Genomic DNA, 17,002 nt, shown 5'->3' with positions numbered 1-17,002 from the left:
GCTGGAACACGGGGGCCCGGGTGTGCGTCTCTTCTTGGTGCAGGAAGTATTCGATCCGGGGCAGACGCTGGAACGGGCTCGGTAAAGCGGGCGTCAAAGCTGTAACCGCAGGAACACCCCCCGTGCACGTGCATCTGCTCATGCATCTGCACGTGAACAAGGTTATGATCCGGGTCAGTTGACCGCTGCATCAATGGTCACATCAGCCAGTTAGTGCACCACCGGGGAGCGACCTGTGGACCTCGACGTTGACGGCGTGTACGGGGGGTTTGACGTGTACAACGGCATGGCTGCCACGCAGCTGGACGGAGTGGCCTGGCAGAAGAGCAGGCACAGCAACTCGCAGGGCTCCTGCGTGGAGTTCGCCCGGCTGCCGGGCGGCGACGTGGCGGTCCGCAACTCGCGCTTCCCGGACGGGCCGGCGCTCGTCTACACGCGGGCCGAGATCGAGGCGATGCTCCTCGGCGTCAAGGACGGCGAGTTCGACCACCTGATCACGAGCTGACGGCGGCCGTATCCGGGGCAACCCGGTGCCTTCGGTGCACAACGCGCGGGTAACGCGCGTAGAAACCCGGCGTCCGAAGGCGCCGGGTTTCTCACTCGGCGGTCTGCAGCCGGAACAGCGCCCACACGACCTTGCCGCTGAGGGTGCCGGCCAGCGGGTGCCAGCCCCAGCTGTCGCTGAACGAGTCGACCAGGAACAGCCCGCGGCCCGACTCCGCTGAGAAGTCCTCGGAGTCGCGCGGGACGGGCGTCTCGTGGCTGGGGTCGCGCACCGCGCACACCAGTCGCCCGGTCCACCGCATCAGGTGCAGCCGCACCGCCGGCGCCTGCGGCGGCGCGAGGCAGTCGGTCTCACCGGGCACCGCGTGCCGCAGGGCGTTGGTGACGAGCTCCGAGACGACGAGGCAGATGTCGTCGAAGCGGTCGCCGACGTCCCACTGGCCGAGCGTTCTGCGGGTGAACTGACGGGCTTCGCGCACGGCTTCGTAGCGGGCGGGCAGGGCGCACGAGGCGGCGTTGGACACGGCCGCGGGATCAAGCGGCGGAAGGCCCTGCCGTAATGGCTTGAGCATGGTCGATCCATTCGTCCCCATGCGAGGCACTCCCGGGAATTCGCGGTCGTTGCGATGCAGCGGTGGCGCGGGACCATGGTTTCGGATGCGTAGAGCAGATGCAAGGGCAGATGCACGTGCACGCGACCGAATTGGACCCTCCCGTACCGCTTGTTGGCCATTTTTTCCGCCAACTTCCCGCCCTTGGCTTACTACCTGCTTGCAACTTCCTGTGCTTAAACTTTGGCCGCTTGCCGTTTCCGTAACCGGACGAGTACTGCTCGAAGTGTTTTAGTGGCAGACTGCGGGCCCTGAAGACGGTTGGGGAGGCTGGCGAACGTGAGCGCGGGAGAGCCCGGATCGGTGGTGCGGCGAATGCTGCTCGGCTCGCAACTCAGGCGGCTGCGCGAGGCCCGCGGCATCACCCGTGAAGCCGCGGGGTACTCGATCCGCGCCTCCGAGTCGAAGATCAGCCGCATGGAGCTGGGCCGGGTGAGCTTCAAGACCAGGGACGTGGAAGACCTGCTGACGCTGTACGGCATCACCGACGAGGCCGAGCGTGAACAGCTTCTCTCCCTCGCCCGGGAAGCCAACGTCGCCGGCTGGTGGCACAGTTACTCCGACGTCCTGCCGACCTGGTTCCCCACCTATGTCGGCCTGGAGGGCGCGGCACATCTGATCCGCGCCTACGAGGTGCAGTTCATCCACGGCCTGCTGCAGACCGAGGAGTACGCGCGCGCGGTGGTGCGGCGCGGCATGCGGGGGGCCAGCGAGGCCGACGTCGAACGGCGGGTCACGCTGCGTCTGGAGCGGCAGAAGTACCTGGTGGCCGAAAACGCCCCCGACTTCCACATCGTCCTCGACGAGGCCGCCCTGCGCCGCCCCTACGGCGACCGCGAGGTGATGCGCGGCCAGCTCCAGCATCTCGTGGAGATCTCCGAGCGGCCCAACGTACGGCTGCAGATCATGCCGTTCAGCTTCGGCGGGCACTCCGGGGAGGGCGGTTCGTTCACCGTCCTGAGCTTCCCCGAGTCGGACCTGTCCGACGTGGTCTACCTGGAGCAGCTCACCAGCGCCCTCTACCTCGACAAGCGCGAGGACGTCGCCCAGTACGAGCAGGCGCTCAAGGAACTCCAGCAGGACAGCCCGGGACCCGACGAGAGCCGGGACCTGCTCCGGGGTCTCCTCCAACTTTCCTAGGGCTCTCCCCAGAAGTTCGCTCTCTGTCCCCAACTCCCCTGTAACACAAGTACGATGACGCGTGATCAGACCGTGATGTTGATCATGCCTGCTAGTGATTTGGGGATCACATGTCGTCGTACTTCACTGACCTGGCCCAGCAGTACATCGACGGTGAGTGGCGCCCGGGGACCGGTTCCTGGGACATCATCGACTTCAACCCGTACGACGGCGAGAAGCTCGCGTCGATCACCATAGCCGCGGTCGACGAGGTGGATCAGGCCTACCAGGCCGCCGCGCGCGCCCAGAAGCAGTGGGCCGCCACCAACCCCTACGCCCGCCGCGCCGTCTTCGAGAAGGCCCTGCGCCTCATCGAGGAGCGGGACGCGGAGATCACCGAGGCGATCATCGCCGAGCTCGGCGGCACGCGTCTGAAGGCAGCCTTCGAGCTGCATCTCGCCAAGGAGTTCCTGCGCGAGTCGATCCAGTGGGCGCTGCGCCCGGAGGGCAGGATCCTGCCCTCCCCGGTGGACGGCAAGGAGAACCGCGTCTACCGGGTGCCGGTCGGCGTCGTGGGCGTGATCAGCCCCTTCAACTTCCCCTTCCTGCTGTCGATCAAGTCGGTCGCCCCGGCCCTCGCGCTCGGCAACGCCGTGGTCCTCAAGCCGCACCAGAACACCCCGATCGTCGGCGGCACCCTGGTCGCGAAGATCTTCGAGGACGCGGGCCTGCCCGGCGGCCTGCTCAACGTCGTCGTCACCGACATCGCGGAGATCGGCGACGCGTTCATCGAGCACCCGATCCCCAAGGTCATCTCCTTCACCGGCTCCGACAAGGTCGGCCGCCACGTGGCCACCGTCTGCGCCTCGCTCTTCAAGCGCACGGTGCTCGAACTGGGCGGCAACAGCGCGGTCGTGGTCCTCGACGACGCCGACATCGACTACGCGGTCGACGCCGCGGTCTTCAGCCGCTACGTCCACCAGGGCCAGGTCTGCATGGCCGCCAACCGCGTCCTGGTCGACCGCTCGATCGCGGACGAGTTCACCGAGAAGTTCGTCGCCAAGGTGAAGACCCTCAAGGCCGGCGACCCGAACGACCCGGCGACCGTCATCGGCCCGCTGATCAACTCCCAGCAGGCGGAGTCGATTTCGGCCACGGTCGAGCAGGCCGTCGCCGAGGGTGCCACCGCCCTGGTGCGCGGCACGACCACCGACAACCTGGTCGAGCCCTCGGTCCTCACCGGCGTCCCGGCCGACTCCGACCTGCTCCGCCAGGAGGTCTTCGGCCCGGTCGCCTTCCTCATCCCGTTCGACGGCGAGGAGGAGGCCGTACGCCTCGTCAACGACACCCCCTACGGCCTCAGCGGCGCCGTCCACACCGGGGACGTCGAGCGGGGCGTGGCCTTCGCCAAGCAGATCGACACCGGGATGTTCCACGTCAACGACGGCACCGTCCACGACGAGCCCGTCGTCCCCTTCGGCGGCGAGAAGCACTCCGGGATCGGCCGCCTGAACGGCGAGACGACCGTGGAGTCCTTCACCACCCTGAAGTGGATCTCGGTACAGCACGGCCGGAGCGGCTTCCCGTTCTAGCCGGCAGAGTTCCGGTCGCCGGGCCCTATAGGACGCTATCTGTCCTATAGGGCCCGTAGCTTCGGTCGTGTCAGGGAGACACCACCCGAGGAAAGGCGGCCGTCATGGTCACTCACGTTCCCGCGGAAGCACAGGGCGACGAGCGCGGAGCACTGCTCTCCTTCATCGAGGAGCAGCGCGGCGGCATCCGCCGGGCGCTGCTCGGGCTGACGGACGAGCAGGCGGCGAGCAGGCCCAGCGCGAGCGAGCTGTCCCTGTCGGGCGTGCTCAAGCACTGCGCCGAGGTCGAGCAGAGCTGGATCGCCCGCGCCAGGCAGGAGCCGCCGGCGATGGAGCGCGACCAGTCGAACTGGCACGAGACCTTCCAGCTGGTCGGCGACGAGACGGTGGCCTCGCAGCTCGCCTACTGGGAGCAGGTCGCCGCCGAGACCGAGAAGTTCATCCGCTCGGTCCCCAGCCTCGACGACACCTTCCCGCTCCCCGAGGCCCCCTGGTTCCCCAAGGGCAGCGTCTCCATGCGCTGGGTCTGCCTCCACCTGATCCGCGAGACCGCCCGCCACGCGGGCCACGCCGACATCATCCGCGAGTCCCTGGACGGCAAGACGGCCTTCGAACTGGTCGCGCTGGAGCAGGGCGCCCCGTAGGGGCGCGGGGCCGTATCAATATGCGGCTCCGCCGAGTGGGCGCGACCAGCCACGACGGCGCCGCAGCCGGCACACGACGGACGCCACCTCGCGGCTCCCCCGCGCAGCGGTCAGTGGTGGAAGCTGGTCGCCGCCTCCTTGTCATGGGTCAGCGGATGCGGCTGCCGGCGCAGCCCGGGCAGCAGCCGGGTCAGGTCGTCGACGAACAGGTCCGCCAGGTCCTTCGAGAAGCCGTTGCGGCACACCACCCGCAGCACGGACAGGTCCTCCCGGTTCGCCGGGAAGGTGTACGCCGGCACCAGCCAGCCGTTCTCGCGCAGCCGCCGGGACACGTCGAAGACGTCGTACGCCGTCACGTGGTCGGCCGTGGTGAAGGCGAACACGGGCAGTTCGTCGCCCCGGGTGAGGAGCCGGAAGTCGCCGAGCGCCTCGATGCGTTCGGCGAGCCCGGTCGCCACGTCCCGGGACGCCTGCTGCACCGCGCGGTAGCCGTCCCGGCCCAGCCGCAGGAACGTGTAGTACTGCGCGACCACCTGGGCGCCGGGGCGGGAGAAGTTGAGGGCGAAGGTGGGCATGTCGCCGCCCAGGTAGTTGACCCGGAAGACCAGTTCCTCGGGCAGCGCCTCCTTGTCCCGCCACAGCGCCCAGCCGACGCCCGGGTAGACCAGCCCGTACTTGTGGCCCGAGGTGTTGATCGACGCCACGCGCGGGAGGCGGAAGTCCCACACCAGGTCCTCGTCGAGGAAGGGTGCGACCATCCCGCCGGACGCGCCGTCCACATGGACGGGGACGTCGATTCCGGTGCGCTCCTGGAGGGCGTCCAGGGCCGCGCAGAGGTCGGCGACCGGCTCGTAGGACCCGTCGAAGGTGGAGCCGAGGATGGCGACGACCCCGATGGTGTTCTCGTCGCAGAGGTCGGCGGCGGCCTGCGCGTCCAGGTGGTAGCGGTCGCCCTCCATGGGCACGAACCGGGGCTCCACCTCCCAGAAGTTGCAGAACTTCTCCCAGCAGACCTGGACGTTGATGCCCATGATCAGGTTCGGCCGGGCGGTGCCCGGATAGCGGTCGGGGTTGCGCTGCATCCAGCGCCGCTTGAGCGCCATCCCGGCCAGCATGCAGGCCTCGCTGGAGCCGGTCGTCGAACAGCCGATGGTGTTCGCCGGATCCGGCGCGTTCCACAGGTCGGCGAGCATGGCCACGCAGCGCCGCTCCAGCTCGGCGGTGCGCGGGTACTCGTCCTTGTCGATCATGTTCTTGTCGTCGCACTCCGCCATCAGGATCCCGGCCTGGGGCTCCATCCAGGTGGTGACGAAAGTGGCCAGATTCAGCCGGGCGTTGCCGTCCAGCATCAACTCGTCGTGCACCAGCTGGTAGGCGGTCGTGGGCGGCAGCGGGCCGTCCGGCAGCCGGTGTGTGGGCGGGGCCTCGGCCATGCCGGCGACCGGGTTCGCCTCCCCGAAGAACGGGTTGACGGACATGGGTCGCTCTTGGTGCTTCTGGGGGCCTTTGTGCAGCGGCATGAGGAGTGCCTCCTGGACGACATGAGGGGGTTCGCAAGGATCAGCGCAGGGCCGTACCGTCCGCCCGCAACTGCATTCTCGGCCGCCCGGTCACCAGCAGCCACGCGGGCAGCGACGCGATGCACAGCAACGCGATGATGCTCGTCGAGGCCACCAGCACCGCGGCCGTGAACAGGCTCACCCAGCCCTGCCGGGTGATCGCCAACAGCATGCCCAGCACACCCGCCGCCACGCCCACCGAGGGCTGGACCGCGGGCACCAGGGCGTGGGCGCACAGCCCGAGGGCCGCGCCGATGAACACCGAGGGAAAGATCCGGCCACCGCGGAAACCGCAGGAGGCGGCTACCAGCAGCGCGGCCAGCTTGACCACCGCCATCACGGCGAACTGCCCGGCCGACCAGCCCTCCGGGTCCTTCGCCAGCTCCGCGACCTCGTCCAGCCCCTTGAAGAGCGTCAGATGACCGCCCAGCGCCCCCAGGAGGCCCAGCACGAGCCCGCCGGCCGGAAGGGCCGCCATCGGGTGCCCGAGACGCCGGAAGGCGCCGTGCACGGACGGGAAGACGTAGACGGCGCACATGCCGAGCAGTGCGGCCGCGGGGGCGATCACCAGCACCGCCAGCAGATCGGGCCAGTGCGGGTGGCCGAGCGCGGGCAGGCCGAGGTCCAGGGTCGGGCGGGCCACCAGGGCGGTCGTCATCGAACCGGCCCCCGCGGCCATCAGCGGTCCGAAGAGGTTGTCCCACAGCGCGCCCTTCAGCGGCTTTCCGGCCAGCGCCTCGGAGATCACCAGGGCCGCCGCCACCGGCGTCCCGAACAGCGCGCCGAGCGTCGCCGCGTCGGCCAGCGCGGGCCACAGCGAGCCCGGCAGCCGGGGCATCGCGAGCCGCCCCAGCCACAGCGCCAGCCCGACGTTGACGGCGATGAGCGGGTTCTCCGGACCGAGGCTCGGCCCGCCGGCCAGCATCAGCACGGTCGCCAGCACCAGCCCCGGCAGCACGGCCGGCGGCAGCGCCACCGCCTCCAGGCCCAGGGTGGCCGGATCCGGCCCTGCGTGCCCCGGCACCTTCCACACCACCAGCCCCACCGCGACCCCGGTGGCCGTCAGCATCACCAGCATCCACAGCACCGAGTACCGTCCGATGCCCAGCGCGTCCGGCAGGTTGTTCCACAGCACGTGCTGCAGCCGTTCGGCCAGCGAGCTCACCAGCAGGAACAGCAGGCTGCTCCCGACCCCGACGACGAGGGCGGGCAGGATCAGCGGCAGCAGGGCGCGCGCGGGGGCCGAGGGCGGGATGGGAAGCGCCTGCTGCGCGGTGTCCTGGGCCACGGGCCCACCATAAGCGGGCAAAACCGGCACAACATCCTGAACGAAACCGGCTTGCACCTGACGTGACGTGAGGCCCCAGGGTGGAGCACGGAAAGGAGCGGAAGTGAGCTACTCCGTCGGACAGGTCGCCGGGTTCGCCGGCGTCACCGTGCGCACGCTGCACCACTACGACGAGATCGGCCTGCTGGTCCCGGGCGAGCGCAGCACCGCGGGCCACCGGCGCTACGGCGACGCCGACCTGGAACGGCTCCAGCGGATCCTGTTCTACCGGGAGCTCGGCTTCCCGCTCGACGAGGTCGCGGCCCTGCTGGACGACCCGGAGGCGGACCCGCGCGTACAGCTGCGCCGGCAGCACGAACTGCTGACCGCCCGGATCGAGAAACTGCAGAAGATGGCCGCGGCCGTGGAGCACGCCATGGAGGCACGCAGAATGGGCATCGACCTCACCCCCGAGGAACGCTTCGAGGTCTTCGGGGACAAGGACCCCGAGCAGTACGCCGAGGAGGCCGAACAGCGCTGGGGCGGCACCGAGGCCTACGCCGAGTCCCAGCGCCGCGCGGCCCGCTACACCAAGGCCGACTGGCAGCGGATGAAGGCCGAGGTCGACGACTGGAGCGCGCGTTACGCCGCCCTGGTGACCGCCGCCGAGCCGGCGGCCGGCGAACGGGCCATGGACATGGCGGAGGAACACCGGCGGCACATCTCGGCCTGGTTCTACGACTGCCCGCCCGAGATGCACCGCTGCCTCGCCGCGATGTACGTGTCCGACGAGCGCTTCAAGGCCTTCTACGACTCGATGGCCCCGGGCCTGGCCGAGCACCTCAAGGAGGCGATCGAGGCGAACGCGGCCCGGCTCGCGGGGTGACTAGGCGGCCTTCTCGACGATCACGGCAGTCCCGTAGGCACACACCTCGGTCCCCGTGTCCGCCGCCTCGGTCACGTCGAACCGGAAGGCCAGCACGGCGTTGGCACCACGCGCGCGTGCCTGCTCGACCAGCCGTTCCATGGCCTGGTTGCGGGTCTGGACCAGCGTTTTCGTCAGCCCCTTCAGCTCACCCCCGATCATCGACTTCAGACCCGCGCCGATCTGACTGCCCAGGTGCCGGGAGCGCACGGTCAGCCCGAAGACCTCGCCGATGACCTCCCGCACCCGGTACCCGGGAACGTCGTTCGTGGTGACGACCAGCACATCGGCCTGCGGTCCCTGACCGCCGCCGTACTCTTCGATACCCATGTGCACAGCCATTCCCCAGGGCGCCCACAGTGCATCCTGGATCCACCGGTGGAACCTGGGGCGGACACAATGCGTTGATAGCTTTGTGCGCCCGCACAAGGCACTTGCACTGCCCTCACCCCTCAGGAGCCCGGAACCGTGACCGGAACCGTGACGACCACGCTTGCCCTCGGCCCGAGCTGGATGGATCCCAACACCCTTCTCGACCAGTTCGGCATCTGGGGCCTGCTCCTGGTCGTCTTCGCCGAGTCCGGCCTCCTGATCGGCTTCTTCCTCCCGGGCGACTCCCTCCTCTTCACCTGCGGCCTGCTGATCACCTCGAACCAGCTGGACTTCCCGCTGTGGGGTGCCGTCGCCCTGATCTGCGTCGCCGCGATCCTCGGCGACCAGGCGGGCTACATGTTCGGCAAGAAGGTCGGCCCGACGCTCTTCAACCGCCCCGACTCCCGCCTCTTCAAGCAGGAGAACGTGGCGAAGGCGCACGAGTTCTTCGAGAAGCACGGCCCCAAGTCCCTGATCCTGGCCCGCTTCGTGCCCGTGATCCGCACGTTCACGCCCATCATCGCCGGCGTCAGCGGCATGAAGTACCGCTCGTTCCTGACGTTCAACGTCATCGGCGGTGTCCTGTGGGGCGCCGGCGTCACCCTGCTCGGCTCCTGGCTCGGCAAGATCGACTTCGTCAAGAACAACATCGAGGCGATCCTGATACTGATCGTCCTCGTCTCGGTCGTCCCGATCGCCATCGAGTTCCTGCGGGCCCGCTCGAAGGCGAAGAAGGAGGCCGCGGCGACCCCGCCCGAGCAGCCCTTCCAGCCGTTCCAGCAGCACCCCGCGACCGCGGCGCCCCCGATGATGGACGACGCCACGACCCAGCTCCGCAGGATCGAGCCGACCTACACCCCGCAGCAGTCCCAGCAGCAGTACGGCCAGCAGCCCCAGCCCCAGTCCCAGCAGCAGTACGGCTACGGCCAGCAGCAGCCGTACTACGACCAGGGCGGCTACGACGGCTACGACCAGAACGCCTACGGCCAGCAGCCCAACCCGTACACCGAGGACCACTACCGAGCCCCGTAAGCGGCAACGCCCTGCTTTTAAGGGGCGCGGGGAACTGCGCGATCAACCCCCACGCACCCGCAGCCGCCGTCCGGCCCGAGCCCCCACCCCGGTGGGCGCTCAGAACCCCCTCGTCCGCTTCGCGGCCCTCCGCTTCCCCGCCGACCCCACCCGCAGGGTCAGCCGGGAGATCTCCGACCCCAGATTGACCCCGATGGCGATGGCCATGGCGAGTGACGCCGCCTTGGCCAGCGACACCAGCCCCTTGTCGACCTCGTTCTGCGCCATCGACAGCAGCCCGAAATAGGTCGCCGACCCCGGCAGCAGCGGCCCGATCGCCGCCGTCGTGTACGGCAGCGCGGACGCGAACCGGTACCGCGACAGCAGCTGCCCGAACAACCCCACCAGCCCGGCCGCCACCGCCGTGGAGGCGACCGGCGAGATCCCCCCGGCGTAGTGCATCGCGCCGTAGACCGACCACGCCACGCCCCCGTTGAGGGTCACCGCCAGCACGGTGGATCGTTCCTGCTGGAGCAGGACCGCGAAGGTCAGCGACAGTACCATCGACGCGGCGATCTGCAGCAGCGGCCGATGGGAGCCGATCAGCGCCGCGTCGGGATTGAGCCGGCCGCCCAGCTTCACGCCGAAGTACAGGACGGTCAGCACCCCGATGACGATGCCGACGAAGAAGTACATGACCTCCAGCAGGCGCGCGGAGGCGGTGATGTAGAAGCCGGTGAGCCCGTCCTGGACGCCCGCGACGAGGGCCCGTCCTGGCAGCAGTGCGAACAGCCCACCGGTGACGACGGCGGACGCCGCGACGTCGACGTGGGCGAGCGAGAAGGCGATCCCGATCGCGGCCGGCGGCATCGCGGCGATCATGAACTGGTAGAACTCCGGCAGCCCCCGCCCCGCGCACAGCCACGCCAGCCGGTCGCCGAGCATCGCGCCGATCGCCGCCGCCACGAACACCAGCAGGTCACCGCCGACCAGCACGGAGGCGGCCCCCGCGAGCAGCCCGCTCGCGGCGGTCAGCGCCCAGCCGGGGTACGGGTGCCGGTTGCGCCTGATCTCCGCGAGCCGCCGGTAGGCCTCCTCCAGGGAGACATGGGTCTCGGGGTCGGTCAGGTCGTCCACGAGCCGGAAGACGGCGGCCAGCCGCGTGTAGTCGGTCCCGCGCCGCCGTACCGTCCTGGACGCGGTCACCGGGTCGTCGACGAGCGAGGGCTGGTACGAGATCGCCAGCAGCGTGAAGGTGACGTTCGGCTCGCAGCGGTCGAGGCCGTAGGACCGGCAGACCGCGAACATCGCGGCCTCCACGTCCTCCGCGCCCTCGCCGCCCGCCAGCAGCAACTCCCCGATACGCAGCGTCAGGTCGAGCACGCGCGGGACGGCGGGAGCGCCCTCCTCGGCCTTCTGCGCCGGCTCCACCGCCGGCCGCTCGGCCACCGGCATGCGCAGCATCGTGCGCATCCGGTCCTGCCAGGGCGCGTCCTTGACGAGGCTGACCGCGGGGAACCCGGAGGCCGGCGTGAAGACCGGCGGGGCGTCCTGGGCGCTGTAGGTGCTCGGCACGCTGAACGCCGACCCCTCCGGCTCGGCGACCGCAGGCTGCGGCGCCGCGAACCCCTCCGGCACCGCGAACTCGGACGTCGTCTCCGGCTCACCGCCGCCGCCCTCGGGGACCTCGATGCCCCGGGGGACGGCGAACTCGGACGTGAGCTCCGGGTCGTACCGCGCCTCGTCCGACCCGGGCTTGCGGTCCTCCGCCTCCGTCACCGTCGTAACGCTCCCTGAACGACAACTTCACCTGAGCCTCAGTATGCGCATGACCGCTCCGCGGACACGAAAAACGGGCCCCACGCGTGCGTGCGGCCCGTTTCCCGGTGCTGGCCTGCCAGAGGGGGGTCAGTGACCGCCCGACTCCTTGAAGCGCTTGTACGACCGCTCGATCTCGACCTCGGCGTCGGTGCGGCCGACCCAGTTGGCGCCCTCGACGGACTTGCCGGGCTCCAGGTCCTTGTAGACCTCGAAGAAGTGCTGGATCTCCAGGCGGTCGAACTCCGACACGTGGTGGATGTCGCGCAGGTGCTCCACGCGCGGGTCGGTCGCCGGGACGCACAGCAGCTTGTCGTCGCCGCCGGCCTCGTCCGTCATCCGGAACATGCCGATCGCGCGGCACTTGATCAGGCAGCCCGGGAACGTCGGCTCGTCCAGGATGACCAGCGCGTCCAGCGGGTCGCCGTCCTCGCCGAGGGTGTTCTCGACGAAGCCGTAGTCGGTCGGGTAGGCGGTCGAGGTGAAGAGACGACGGTCGAGGCGGATCCGACCGGTCTCGTGGTCCACCTCGTACTTGTTCCGCGAACCCTTCGGGATCTCGATCGTGACGTCGAACTCCACCGGTGGCTCCTCCATGATCAACACATAGTTCTGATGGTTAAGTGTCCCCCACGCAGGTGTGTGATCGCGAAAGGGGCTGGTGGTCGTGCCAGAGCTGAGGCCTTGGCAGTCCGCGAAACCGCGTGTGCGGAAGATCGCGGGCGCCGTACGACCACGGCTTGCACGCCTGGTGAACACCGTGAAACCGCAGGTCGCGCGGTTGTGGCGGGCAGTGGGACCGCGCCTCGCACGCGTCACGCGCGCGACGGGACCCCGGCTGGCCACCCTGGTCCGCCCCCCTCGACCTCGGATCCGGACCCTCAGGACCTGGCAGTACACCGCGGGCGCCGCCACGGCCGGGCTCGCCCTGGCCGCCGGTGCGGTGACCGTGGCGGGCCCCTGGGACGCCAACGGTCAGCGTACGGCCGAGCGGGACCGGGCCACCGCCCCGGAGCGGACGGGTGGCACAGATCACGGTTCCGGTGCGGACTCCGTCACAGCCGACGGCGAGCCCCGCCCCGCGCCCAGCGCCGGACCCGTCCTCACGGGGCTGAACGGCGCCACGAACACCGTGAAGTCGGCGCCCGCCGGAAAGTCGGTCGGCATCTCGGGAACGGCCGTCACGAACCTCCTGGGACCCCTCCTGAAGGCCCCGGCGCTCGGCAGCGTCCGTACCGCCGTGGTCGTCGACGTGGCCACCGGCAGTCGCCTCTACGGCTCCGGCGCCGACACCGCCCTGACCCCCGCCTCCACCACCAAGATCGCCACCGCCGTCGCCGCCCTCTCCGCCCTCGGCCCCGACCACCGCATCACCACGCGCGTGGCCCTCGAACCCGGCACCAGGGAGGTCGTCCTGGTCGGCGGCGGCGACCCCACCCTGACCGCGCACCAGGACGCGGCCGGCTGGGCCAGCCTGCGCACCCTCGCCACCGAGACGGCGAGGTCGCTGACCGCGCGGGGCATCGGGCAGATCACCCTCTCCTACGACACCACGCTCTACTCCGGCCCCGACCTGCACTCCATCGGCGTCAACGAGAACCTCGCGCGCGTGACCCCGCTGACGGCCGACGAGGGCCGCACCAACGACTCCACCGAGGGACCCGTGCTCCGGGTCGGCGACCCGGCGGCCGACGCGGCACGGAAGTTCGCGGGCTTCCTGGCGGACGCCGGCATCAAGACCTCGGCACCGGGCACCTCCAAGGCGAGCGGCCGGGCCGAGACCCTCGCCACCGTCTCCTCGCCGCCGCTGTCCTCGATCGTCGAACGCATGCTGACCAACAGCGACAACGACATCGCCGAGGCCCTGGCCCGCCAGACGGCGCTCGCGACCGGCAAGGAGGCCAGCTTCGACGGGGGAGCGGCGGCGATCGACGCCCAGCTCAGCAAGCTCGGCCTGCCGATGACCGGCGCCTCCTTCCACGACGGCAGCGGCCTGAACCGCGACGACCGGCTGACGGCGAACCTCCTCACCGCCCTCCTCGCCAAGGCCGGCGACGTGGAGCGGCCGGGCCTGCGCGCGGTCCTCACCGGCCTCCCCGTCGCCCACTTCACGGGCACCCTCACCAGCCGCTACACGGACGGCGCCGCGGGCGTCGTACGCGCCAAGACCGGCACCCTCACCGGCGTCAACACCCTCGCGGGCACGGTCGTCGACAAGGACGGCCGTCTCCTCGCCTTCGCCTTCCTCACCTCGAACACGACGAACCCGCCGGCGGCCCAGGCGGCCCTCGACCAGGCGGCAACGGCCTTGGCGGGGCTGTGACCACGCCTCTCCGCCGCCCTGTCCACCCCGGCCGACGCAAGCCTCCAACCCGACCCCACCACACAAGTCACGCCAACCTCACCAACCCCCACGGCCTGCCCCAACCGGTAGCGCTAACGTACGGTTGACGCATGACGAGCATCGGTGGCGCTGCTTCTTCTGGGATGGTCGACTGGAATCTCGCGGTGGCGACCGCGACCCGGCTCGTGCGGCCGGGGCCCGAGGTGAGCCGCGACGAGGCCCGGGTCATCGTCGCCGAACTGCGGCGGCACGCGAAGGCCTCGGAGGAACACGTCCGGGGCTTCACTCGTATGGGGACCGACGACATTCACGACACCCCCGTTCTGGTGGTGGACAGGCCCGGCTGGGTGAAGGCGAACGTCGCCGGTTTCCGGGAACTCCTCAAGCCGCTGCTCGAGAAGATGCAGGAGCGGCGCGCGGGCTCCCCCGGCGGCGCCGTCCTCGGCGCGGTCGGCGGCAAGGTCACCGGCGTGGAACTCGGCATGCTCCTGTCGTTCCTGTCGTCCCGGGTCCTCGGCCAGTACGAGACCTTCGCCCCCTCCTCCCGCGACCTCCCGGCCGACGAGAACGGCGGCGGCCGACTGCTGCTCGTCGCCCCGAACATCGTCCACGTGGAGCGCGAACTCGACGTCCAGCCCCACGACTTCCGCCTGTGGGTGTGCCTGCACGAGGAGACGCACCGCACCCAGTTCACGGCGGTGCCCTGGCTGCGCGCCCACCTGGAGGGCGAGATCCAGTCGTTCCTCTCGGAGACCGACGTCGACCCGATGACCGTCCTCGAACGCATCAGGGACGCCGCCCAGTCCCTCGCCGGAAGCCGCCCCGAGGCCGAGGAGGACGACGGCGGACGGTCGTTCGTCGAACTCGTGCAGACCCCCGCCCAGCGCGAGATCCTCGGCCGGCTCACCGCCGTCATGTCCCTCCTGGAGGGCCACGCCGACTTCGTCATGGACGGCGTGGGACCCGCGGTCGTGCCGACCGTCGCCGAGATCCGCGAGAAGTTCCAGCAGCGGCGCGCCAAGGGCGCCTCCCGGCTCGACATGACCCTGCGCAAGCTGCTCGGCCTGGATGCCAAACTCCGTCAGTACCGGGACGGCGAACGGTTCGTGCGGGCCGTCGTCGAGCAGGTCGGCATGGACGGCTTCAACCGGGTGTGGACCTCCCCGAACACACTGCCGACCAAGGCGGAGATCGCCAAACCGGCGGACTGGGTCGCGCGGGTGCACCGCAAGTCCGAGTCGTGAACCAGCGGAAGTGCGGTGAACGGAAACCGGCCGACGGCAGGCGAACGCCCCTCCAATCACCCGTCCGAGGGACCGTGAGCGATGGGTAGGCGTGCGATGCTCAGGGAACGGCCCGTTTCTGTCACCATCTACACACTCTGAGTGACCGGTCTCGGGTTCACCCCCCGAAAACTTCATGAAGGGAACCGGACATGGGTCCCCATCCTGCGGTCGCGGCGATACGCCTGGCGGTCCGCCGCGTCCTCCACGACATCCTCACCGACGACAGCCGCTACAGCCGTACCGCCGGTGAGCGCTCCGGTGGGCGCATCGGCGTGCGCCTCGCGCGCCCCGCCGGCGGCCTCCCCGAGGTCCTCGAGATCCCGGAGCAGACACCGAACGAGCGGCCCCCCTCCCCGCTCGTCCTCGTCGCGTGCTCCGGCGGCGCCGACTCCATGGCGCTCGCCTCCGCCCTCGCCTTCGAGGCCCCCAAGCTCGGCATCCGCGCGGGCGGCATCACCGTCGACCACGGCCTGCAACCCGGCTCCGACCTGCGCGCCGAGGAGGTCGTCCTCAGGCTGCGCGAACTCGGCCTCGACCCCGTCGAGTCCATCACCGTGACCGTCGGCCGCGACGGCGGACCCGAAGCAGCCGCCCGCGACGCCCGCTACGCGGCCCTGGACGCCGCGCTCGAACGGCACGGCGGCGCCGCGATCCTGCTCGGCCACACCAGGGACGACCAGGCCGAAACCGTCCTGCTCGGCCTCGCCCGCGGCTCCGGCATCCGCTCCCTGTCCGGAATGGCCGCGGTCTCGGGGGCCGGCGGCCGTTACCGCCGCCCGTTCCTCCAGCTGGACCGGCAGACCGCCCGCAAGGCCTGCATGGTCCAGTCCCTGCCCGTCTGGGACGACCCGCACAACGCGGACCCGGCCTACACCCGCTCCCGGCTCCGCCACGAGGGCCTGCCCGCCCTGGAGAAAGCCCTCGGCAAGGGCGTCGTCGAGGCGCTCGCCCGCACCGCCCAGCTCTCCCGTGACGACGCCGACGCCCTCGACACCTGGGCCAGCCAGGCCGAGGTCTCCGTACGGGACGCGGCGGGCCTCCTGGAGTGCGCCAAGCTCTACGCCCTGCCCCCCGCGGTACGGCGCCGGATCCTGCGCCGCGCGGCCATCCAGGCGGGCGCACCGGCCGGTTCCCTGTTCGCCCGGCACATCGAGGAAGTCGACCGCCTCATCACCGGCTGGCGCGGCCAGGGAGCCATCAATCTCCCCGGCAAAGTCGTCGCCCAGCGCCAGGGTGGCAGACTGGTGATTCGGCAAGGCTGAATCCCGACCTCGCGGAGAGCTCCTCGGTGCTCCTGCGATGGGCCGGGTAGGCCGGTGGGACGACCGACCGAAAGTGATGCGGGTGGACGCGAAAGACATGGGTGCCGACCTCCAGCAGGTGCTCATCACCAAGGAAGAGATCGACGCGAAGCTGGCCGAGCTGGCCGCGAAGATCGACGCGGAGTACGCGGGCAAGGACCTGCTCATCGTCGGCGTCCTCAAGGGCGCCGTGATGGTCATGGCGGACCTCGCCCGGGCGCTGTCCACCCCCGTCACCATGGACTGGATGGCCGTGTCCTCGTACGGGGCGGGCACCCAGTCCTCCGGTGTGGTGCGGATCCTCAAGGACCTCGACACCGACATCAAGGGCAAGCACGTCCTGATCGTCGAGGACATCATCGACTCGGGCCTGACCCTGTCCTGGCTGATCAACAACCTCGGCTCCCGCGAGCCCGAGACCCTGAAGATCTGCACCCTGCTGCGCAAGCCGGACGCGGCCAAGGTCGCCATCGACGTCGAGTGGGTCGGCTTCGACATCCCCAACGAGTTCGTCGTCGGCTACGGCCTCGACTACGCCGAGAAGTACCGCAACCTCCCGTTCGTCGGTACGCTCGCGCCTCACGTCTACGGCGGCTGAACCCCGGCTGATACGCCGGAGGGTCCACTTACGTAAGACGATCGGGAACCC

16 protein-coding genes are annotated in these 17,002 nt (G+C 70.2%); 10 read left to right on the top strand and 6 right to left on the bottom strand.

All coding sequences use genetic code 11. The features are described 5' to 3' along the window. Positions 1-235 precede the first annotated feature (235 nt). Positions 236-505 carry a DUF397 domain-containing protein gene (locus tag ACGF5O_RS42200; protein WP_177232996.1) on the top strand — a complete coding sequence of 90 codons (270 nt, stop codon included), beginning with the start codon at positions 236-238 and terminating at the stop codon, positions 503-505. 91 nt (positions 506-596) lie between these two features. Here ACGF5O_RS42200 and ACGF5O_RS42195 read toward each other — a convergent pair whose 3' ends face one another. After that, entirely contained in the window at positions 597-1,097 is a 501-nt protein-coding gene (locus ACGF5O_RS42195) for an ATP-binding protein (RefSeq protein ID WP_393815243.1), read from the bottom strand. Between the two features lie 333 nt (positions 1,098-1,430). Between ACGF5O_RS42195 and ACGF5O_RS42190 the strand changes: the two genes are divergently transcribed. From ACGF5O_RS42190 to ACGF5O_RS42180, 3 genes are all read left to right on the top strand, one after another. After that, entirely contained in the window at positions 1,431-2,255 is an 825-nt protein-coding gene (locus tag ACGF5O_RS42190) for a helix-turn-helix domain-containing protein (RefSeq protein ID WP_393815366.1), read from the top strand. Positions 2,256-2,365: 110 nt separating this feature from the next. Continuing rightward, the gene (locus tag ACGF5O_RS42185; RefSeq protein WP_393815242.1) at positions 2,366-3,826 is read left to right on the top strand and encodes an aldehyde dehydrogenase family protein; all 1,461 of its coding nucleotides are present in this window, start codon (positions 2,366-2,368) and stop codon (positions 3,824-3,826) included. 104 nt (positions 3,827-3,930) lie between these two features. Next, positions 3,931-4,470, top strand: coding sequence for a DinB family protein (locus ACGF5O_RS42180; protein ID WP_393815241.1), 540 nt, complete (start codon positions 3,931-3,933; stop codon positions 4,468-4,470). A 110-nt stretch (positions 4,471-4,580) separates the two neighbouring features. Here ACGF5O_RS42180 and ACGF5O_RS42175 read toward each other — a convergent pair whose 3' ends face one another. Beyond that, a complete protein-coding gene (locus tag ACGF5O_RS42175) occupies positions 4,581-5,990 on the bottom strand; it encodes a glutamate decarboxylase (RefSeq protein WP_393815240.1) in 1,410 nt (469 codons plus the stop codon). Between the two features lie 40 nt (positions 5,991-6,030). Next, positions 6,031-7,317, bottom strand: coding sequence for an ion channel protein (locus ACGF5O_RS42170; protein ID WP_393815239.1), 1,287 nt, complete (start codon positions 7,315-7,317; stop codon positions 6,031-6,033). Between the two features lie 103 nt (positions 7,318-7,420). On the opposite strand from ACGF5O_RS42170, the gene ACGF5O_RS42165 reads away from it, so the two are divergent. Further along, positions 7,421-8,182 (top strand): MerR family transcriptional regulator, encoded by a 762-nt coding sequence (locus ACGF5O_RS42165; protein ID WP_393815238.1) that lies wholly within the window; start codon positions 7,421-7,423, stop codon positions 8,180-8,182. Here ACGF5O_RS42165 and ACGF5O_RS42160 read toward each other — a convergent pair whose 3' ends face one another. Continuing rightward, positions 8,183-8,551 carry a YbjQ family protein gene (locus ACGF5O_RS42160; protein WP_393815237.1) on the bottom strand — a complete coding sequence of 123 codons (369 nt, stop codon included), beginning with the start codon at positions 8,549-8,551 and terminating at the stop codon, positions 8,183-8,185. A 183-nt stretch (positions 8,552-8,734) separates the two neighbouring features. Between ACGF5O_RS42160 and ACGF5O_RS42155 the strand changes: the two genes are divergently transcribed. Next, complete coding sequence (locus tag ACGF5O_RS42155) at positions 8,735-9,625, top strand: DedA family protein (RefSeq protein WP_393815365.1); 891 nt, start codon at positions 8,735-8,737, stop codon at positions 9,623-9,625. 99 nt (positions 9,626-9,724) lie between these two features. On the opposite strand, the gene ACGF5O_RS42150 is transcribed toward ACGF5O_RS42155, so the two are convergent. Together ACGF5O_RS42150 and ACGF5O_RS42145 are read right to left on the bottom strand one after the other, a co-directional pair. Further along, positions 9,725-11,383: a threonine/serine exporter ThrE family protein gene (locus ACGF5O_RS42150; protein ID WP_393815236.1), complete on the bottom strand. Its 1,659-nt coding sequence runs from the start codon at positions 11,381-11,383 to the stop codon at positions 9,725-9,727. Positions 11,384-11,512: 129 nt separating this feature from the next. After that, positions 11,513-12,004, bottom strand: coding sequence for an inorganic diphosphatase (locus tag ACGF5O_RS42145; RefSeq protein ID WP_089099927.1), 492 nt, complete (start codon positions 12,002-12,004; stop codon positions 11,513-11,515). A 124-nt stretch (positions 12,005-12,128) separates the two neighbouring features. Here ACGF5O_RS42145 and dacB point away from each other — a divergent pair, with 124 nt between their 5' ends. From dacB to hpt, 4 genes are all read left to right on the top strand, one after another. Further along, positions 12,129-13,745, top strand: a complete 1,617-nt coding sequence (gene dacB / locus ACGF5O_RS42140; RefSeq protein WP_393815235.1) for a D-alanyl-D-alanine carboxypeptidase/D-alanyl-D-alanine-endopeptidase — start codon at positions 12,129-12,131, stop codon at positions 13,743-13,745. A gap of 131 nt (positions 13,746-13,876) precedes the next feature. After that, positions 13,877-15,010 carry a zinc-dependent metalloprotease gene (locus ACGF5O_RS42135; RefSeq protein WP_393815234.1) on the top strand — a complete coding sequence of 378 codons (1,134 nt, stop codon included), beginning with the start codon at positions 13,877-13,879 and terminating at the stop codon, positions 15,008-15,010. A gap of 191 nt (positions 15,011-15,201) precedes the next feature. Further along, positions 15,202-16,314 (top strand): tRNA lysidine(34) synthetase TilS, encoded by a 1,113-nt coding sequence (gene tilS / locus ACGF5O_RS42130; protein WP_393815233.1) that lies wholly within the window; start codon positions 15,202-15,204, stop codon positions 16,312-16,314. Positions 16,315-16,390: 76 nt separating this feature from the next. Next, positions 16,391-16,951 (top strand): hypoxanthine phosphoribosyltransferase, encoded by a 561-nt coding sequence (gene hpt / locus ACGF5O_RS42125; RefSeq protein WP_046730905.1) that lies wholly within the window; start codon positions 16,391-16,393, stop codon positions 16,949-16,951. Positions 16,952-17,002 lie beyond the last annotated feature (51 nt).

Origin of the sequence: Streptomyces sp. NPDC048291 (genome assembly GCF_043201715.1) — a bacterium.
Taxonomy (GTDB): Bacteria; Actinomycetota; Actinomycetes; order Streptomycetales; family Streptomycetaceae; genus Streptomyces.
This window is presented reverse-complemented; position numbering and strand designations above follow the sequence as displayed.

Coding starts and splice junctions, on each gene's coding strand:
- tilS (WP_393815233.1), top strand. CDS start 15,202: ATGGGTCCCCATCCTGCGGTCGCGGCGATACGCCTGGCGGTCCGCCGC.
- ACGF5O_RS42190 (WP_393815366.1), top strand. CDS start 1,431: ATGCTGCTCGGCTCGCAACTCAGGCGGCTGCGCGAGGCCCGCGGCATC.
- ACGF5O_RS42195 (WP_393815243.1), bottom strand. CDS start 1,097: ATGGGGACGAATGGATCGACCATGCTCAAGCCATTACGGCAGGGCCTT.
- ACGF5O_RS42160 (WP_393815237.1), bottom strand. CDS start 8,551: ATGGGTATCGAAGAGTACGGCGGCGGTCAGGGACCGCAGGCCGATGTG.
- ACGF5O_RS42175 (WP_393815240.1), bottom strand. CDS start 5,990: ATGCCGCTGCACAAAGGCCCCCAGAAGCACCAAGAGCGACCCATGTCC.
- ACGF5O_RS42180 (WP_393815241.1), top strand. CDS start 3,931: ATGGTCACTCACGTTCCCGCGGAAGCACAGGGCGACGAGCGCGGAGCA.
- ACGF5O_RS42135 (WP_393815234.1), top strand. CDS start 13,877: ATGACGAGCATCGGTGGCGCTGCTTCTTCTGGGATGGTCGACTGGAAT.
- hpt (WP_046730905.1), top strand. CDS start 16,391: ATGCGGGTGGACGCGAAAGACATGGGTGCCGACCTCCAGCAGGTGCTC.
- ACGF5O_RS42155 (WP_393815365.1), top strand. CDS start 8,735: ATGGATCCCAACACCCTTCTCGACCAGTTCGGCATCTGGGGCCTGCTC.
- ACGF5O_RS42185 (WP_393815242.1), top strand. CDS start 2,366: ATGTCGTCGTACTTCACTGACCTGGCCCAGCAGTACATCGACGGTGAG.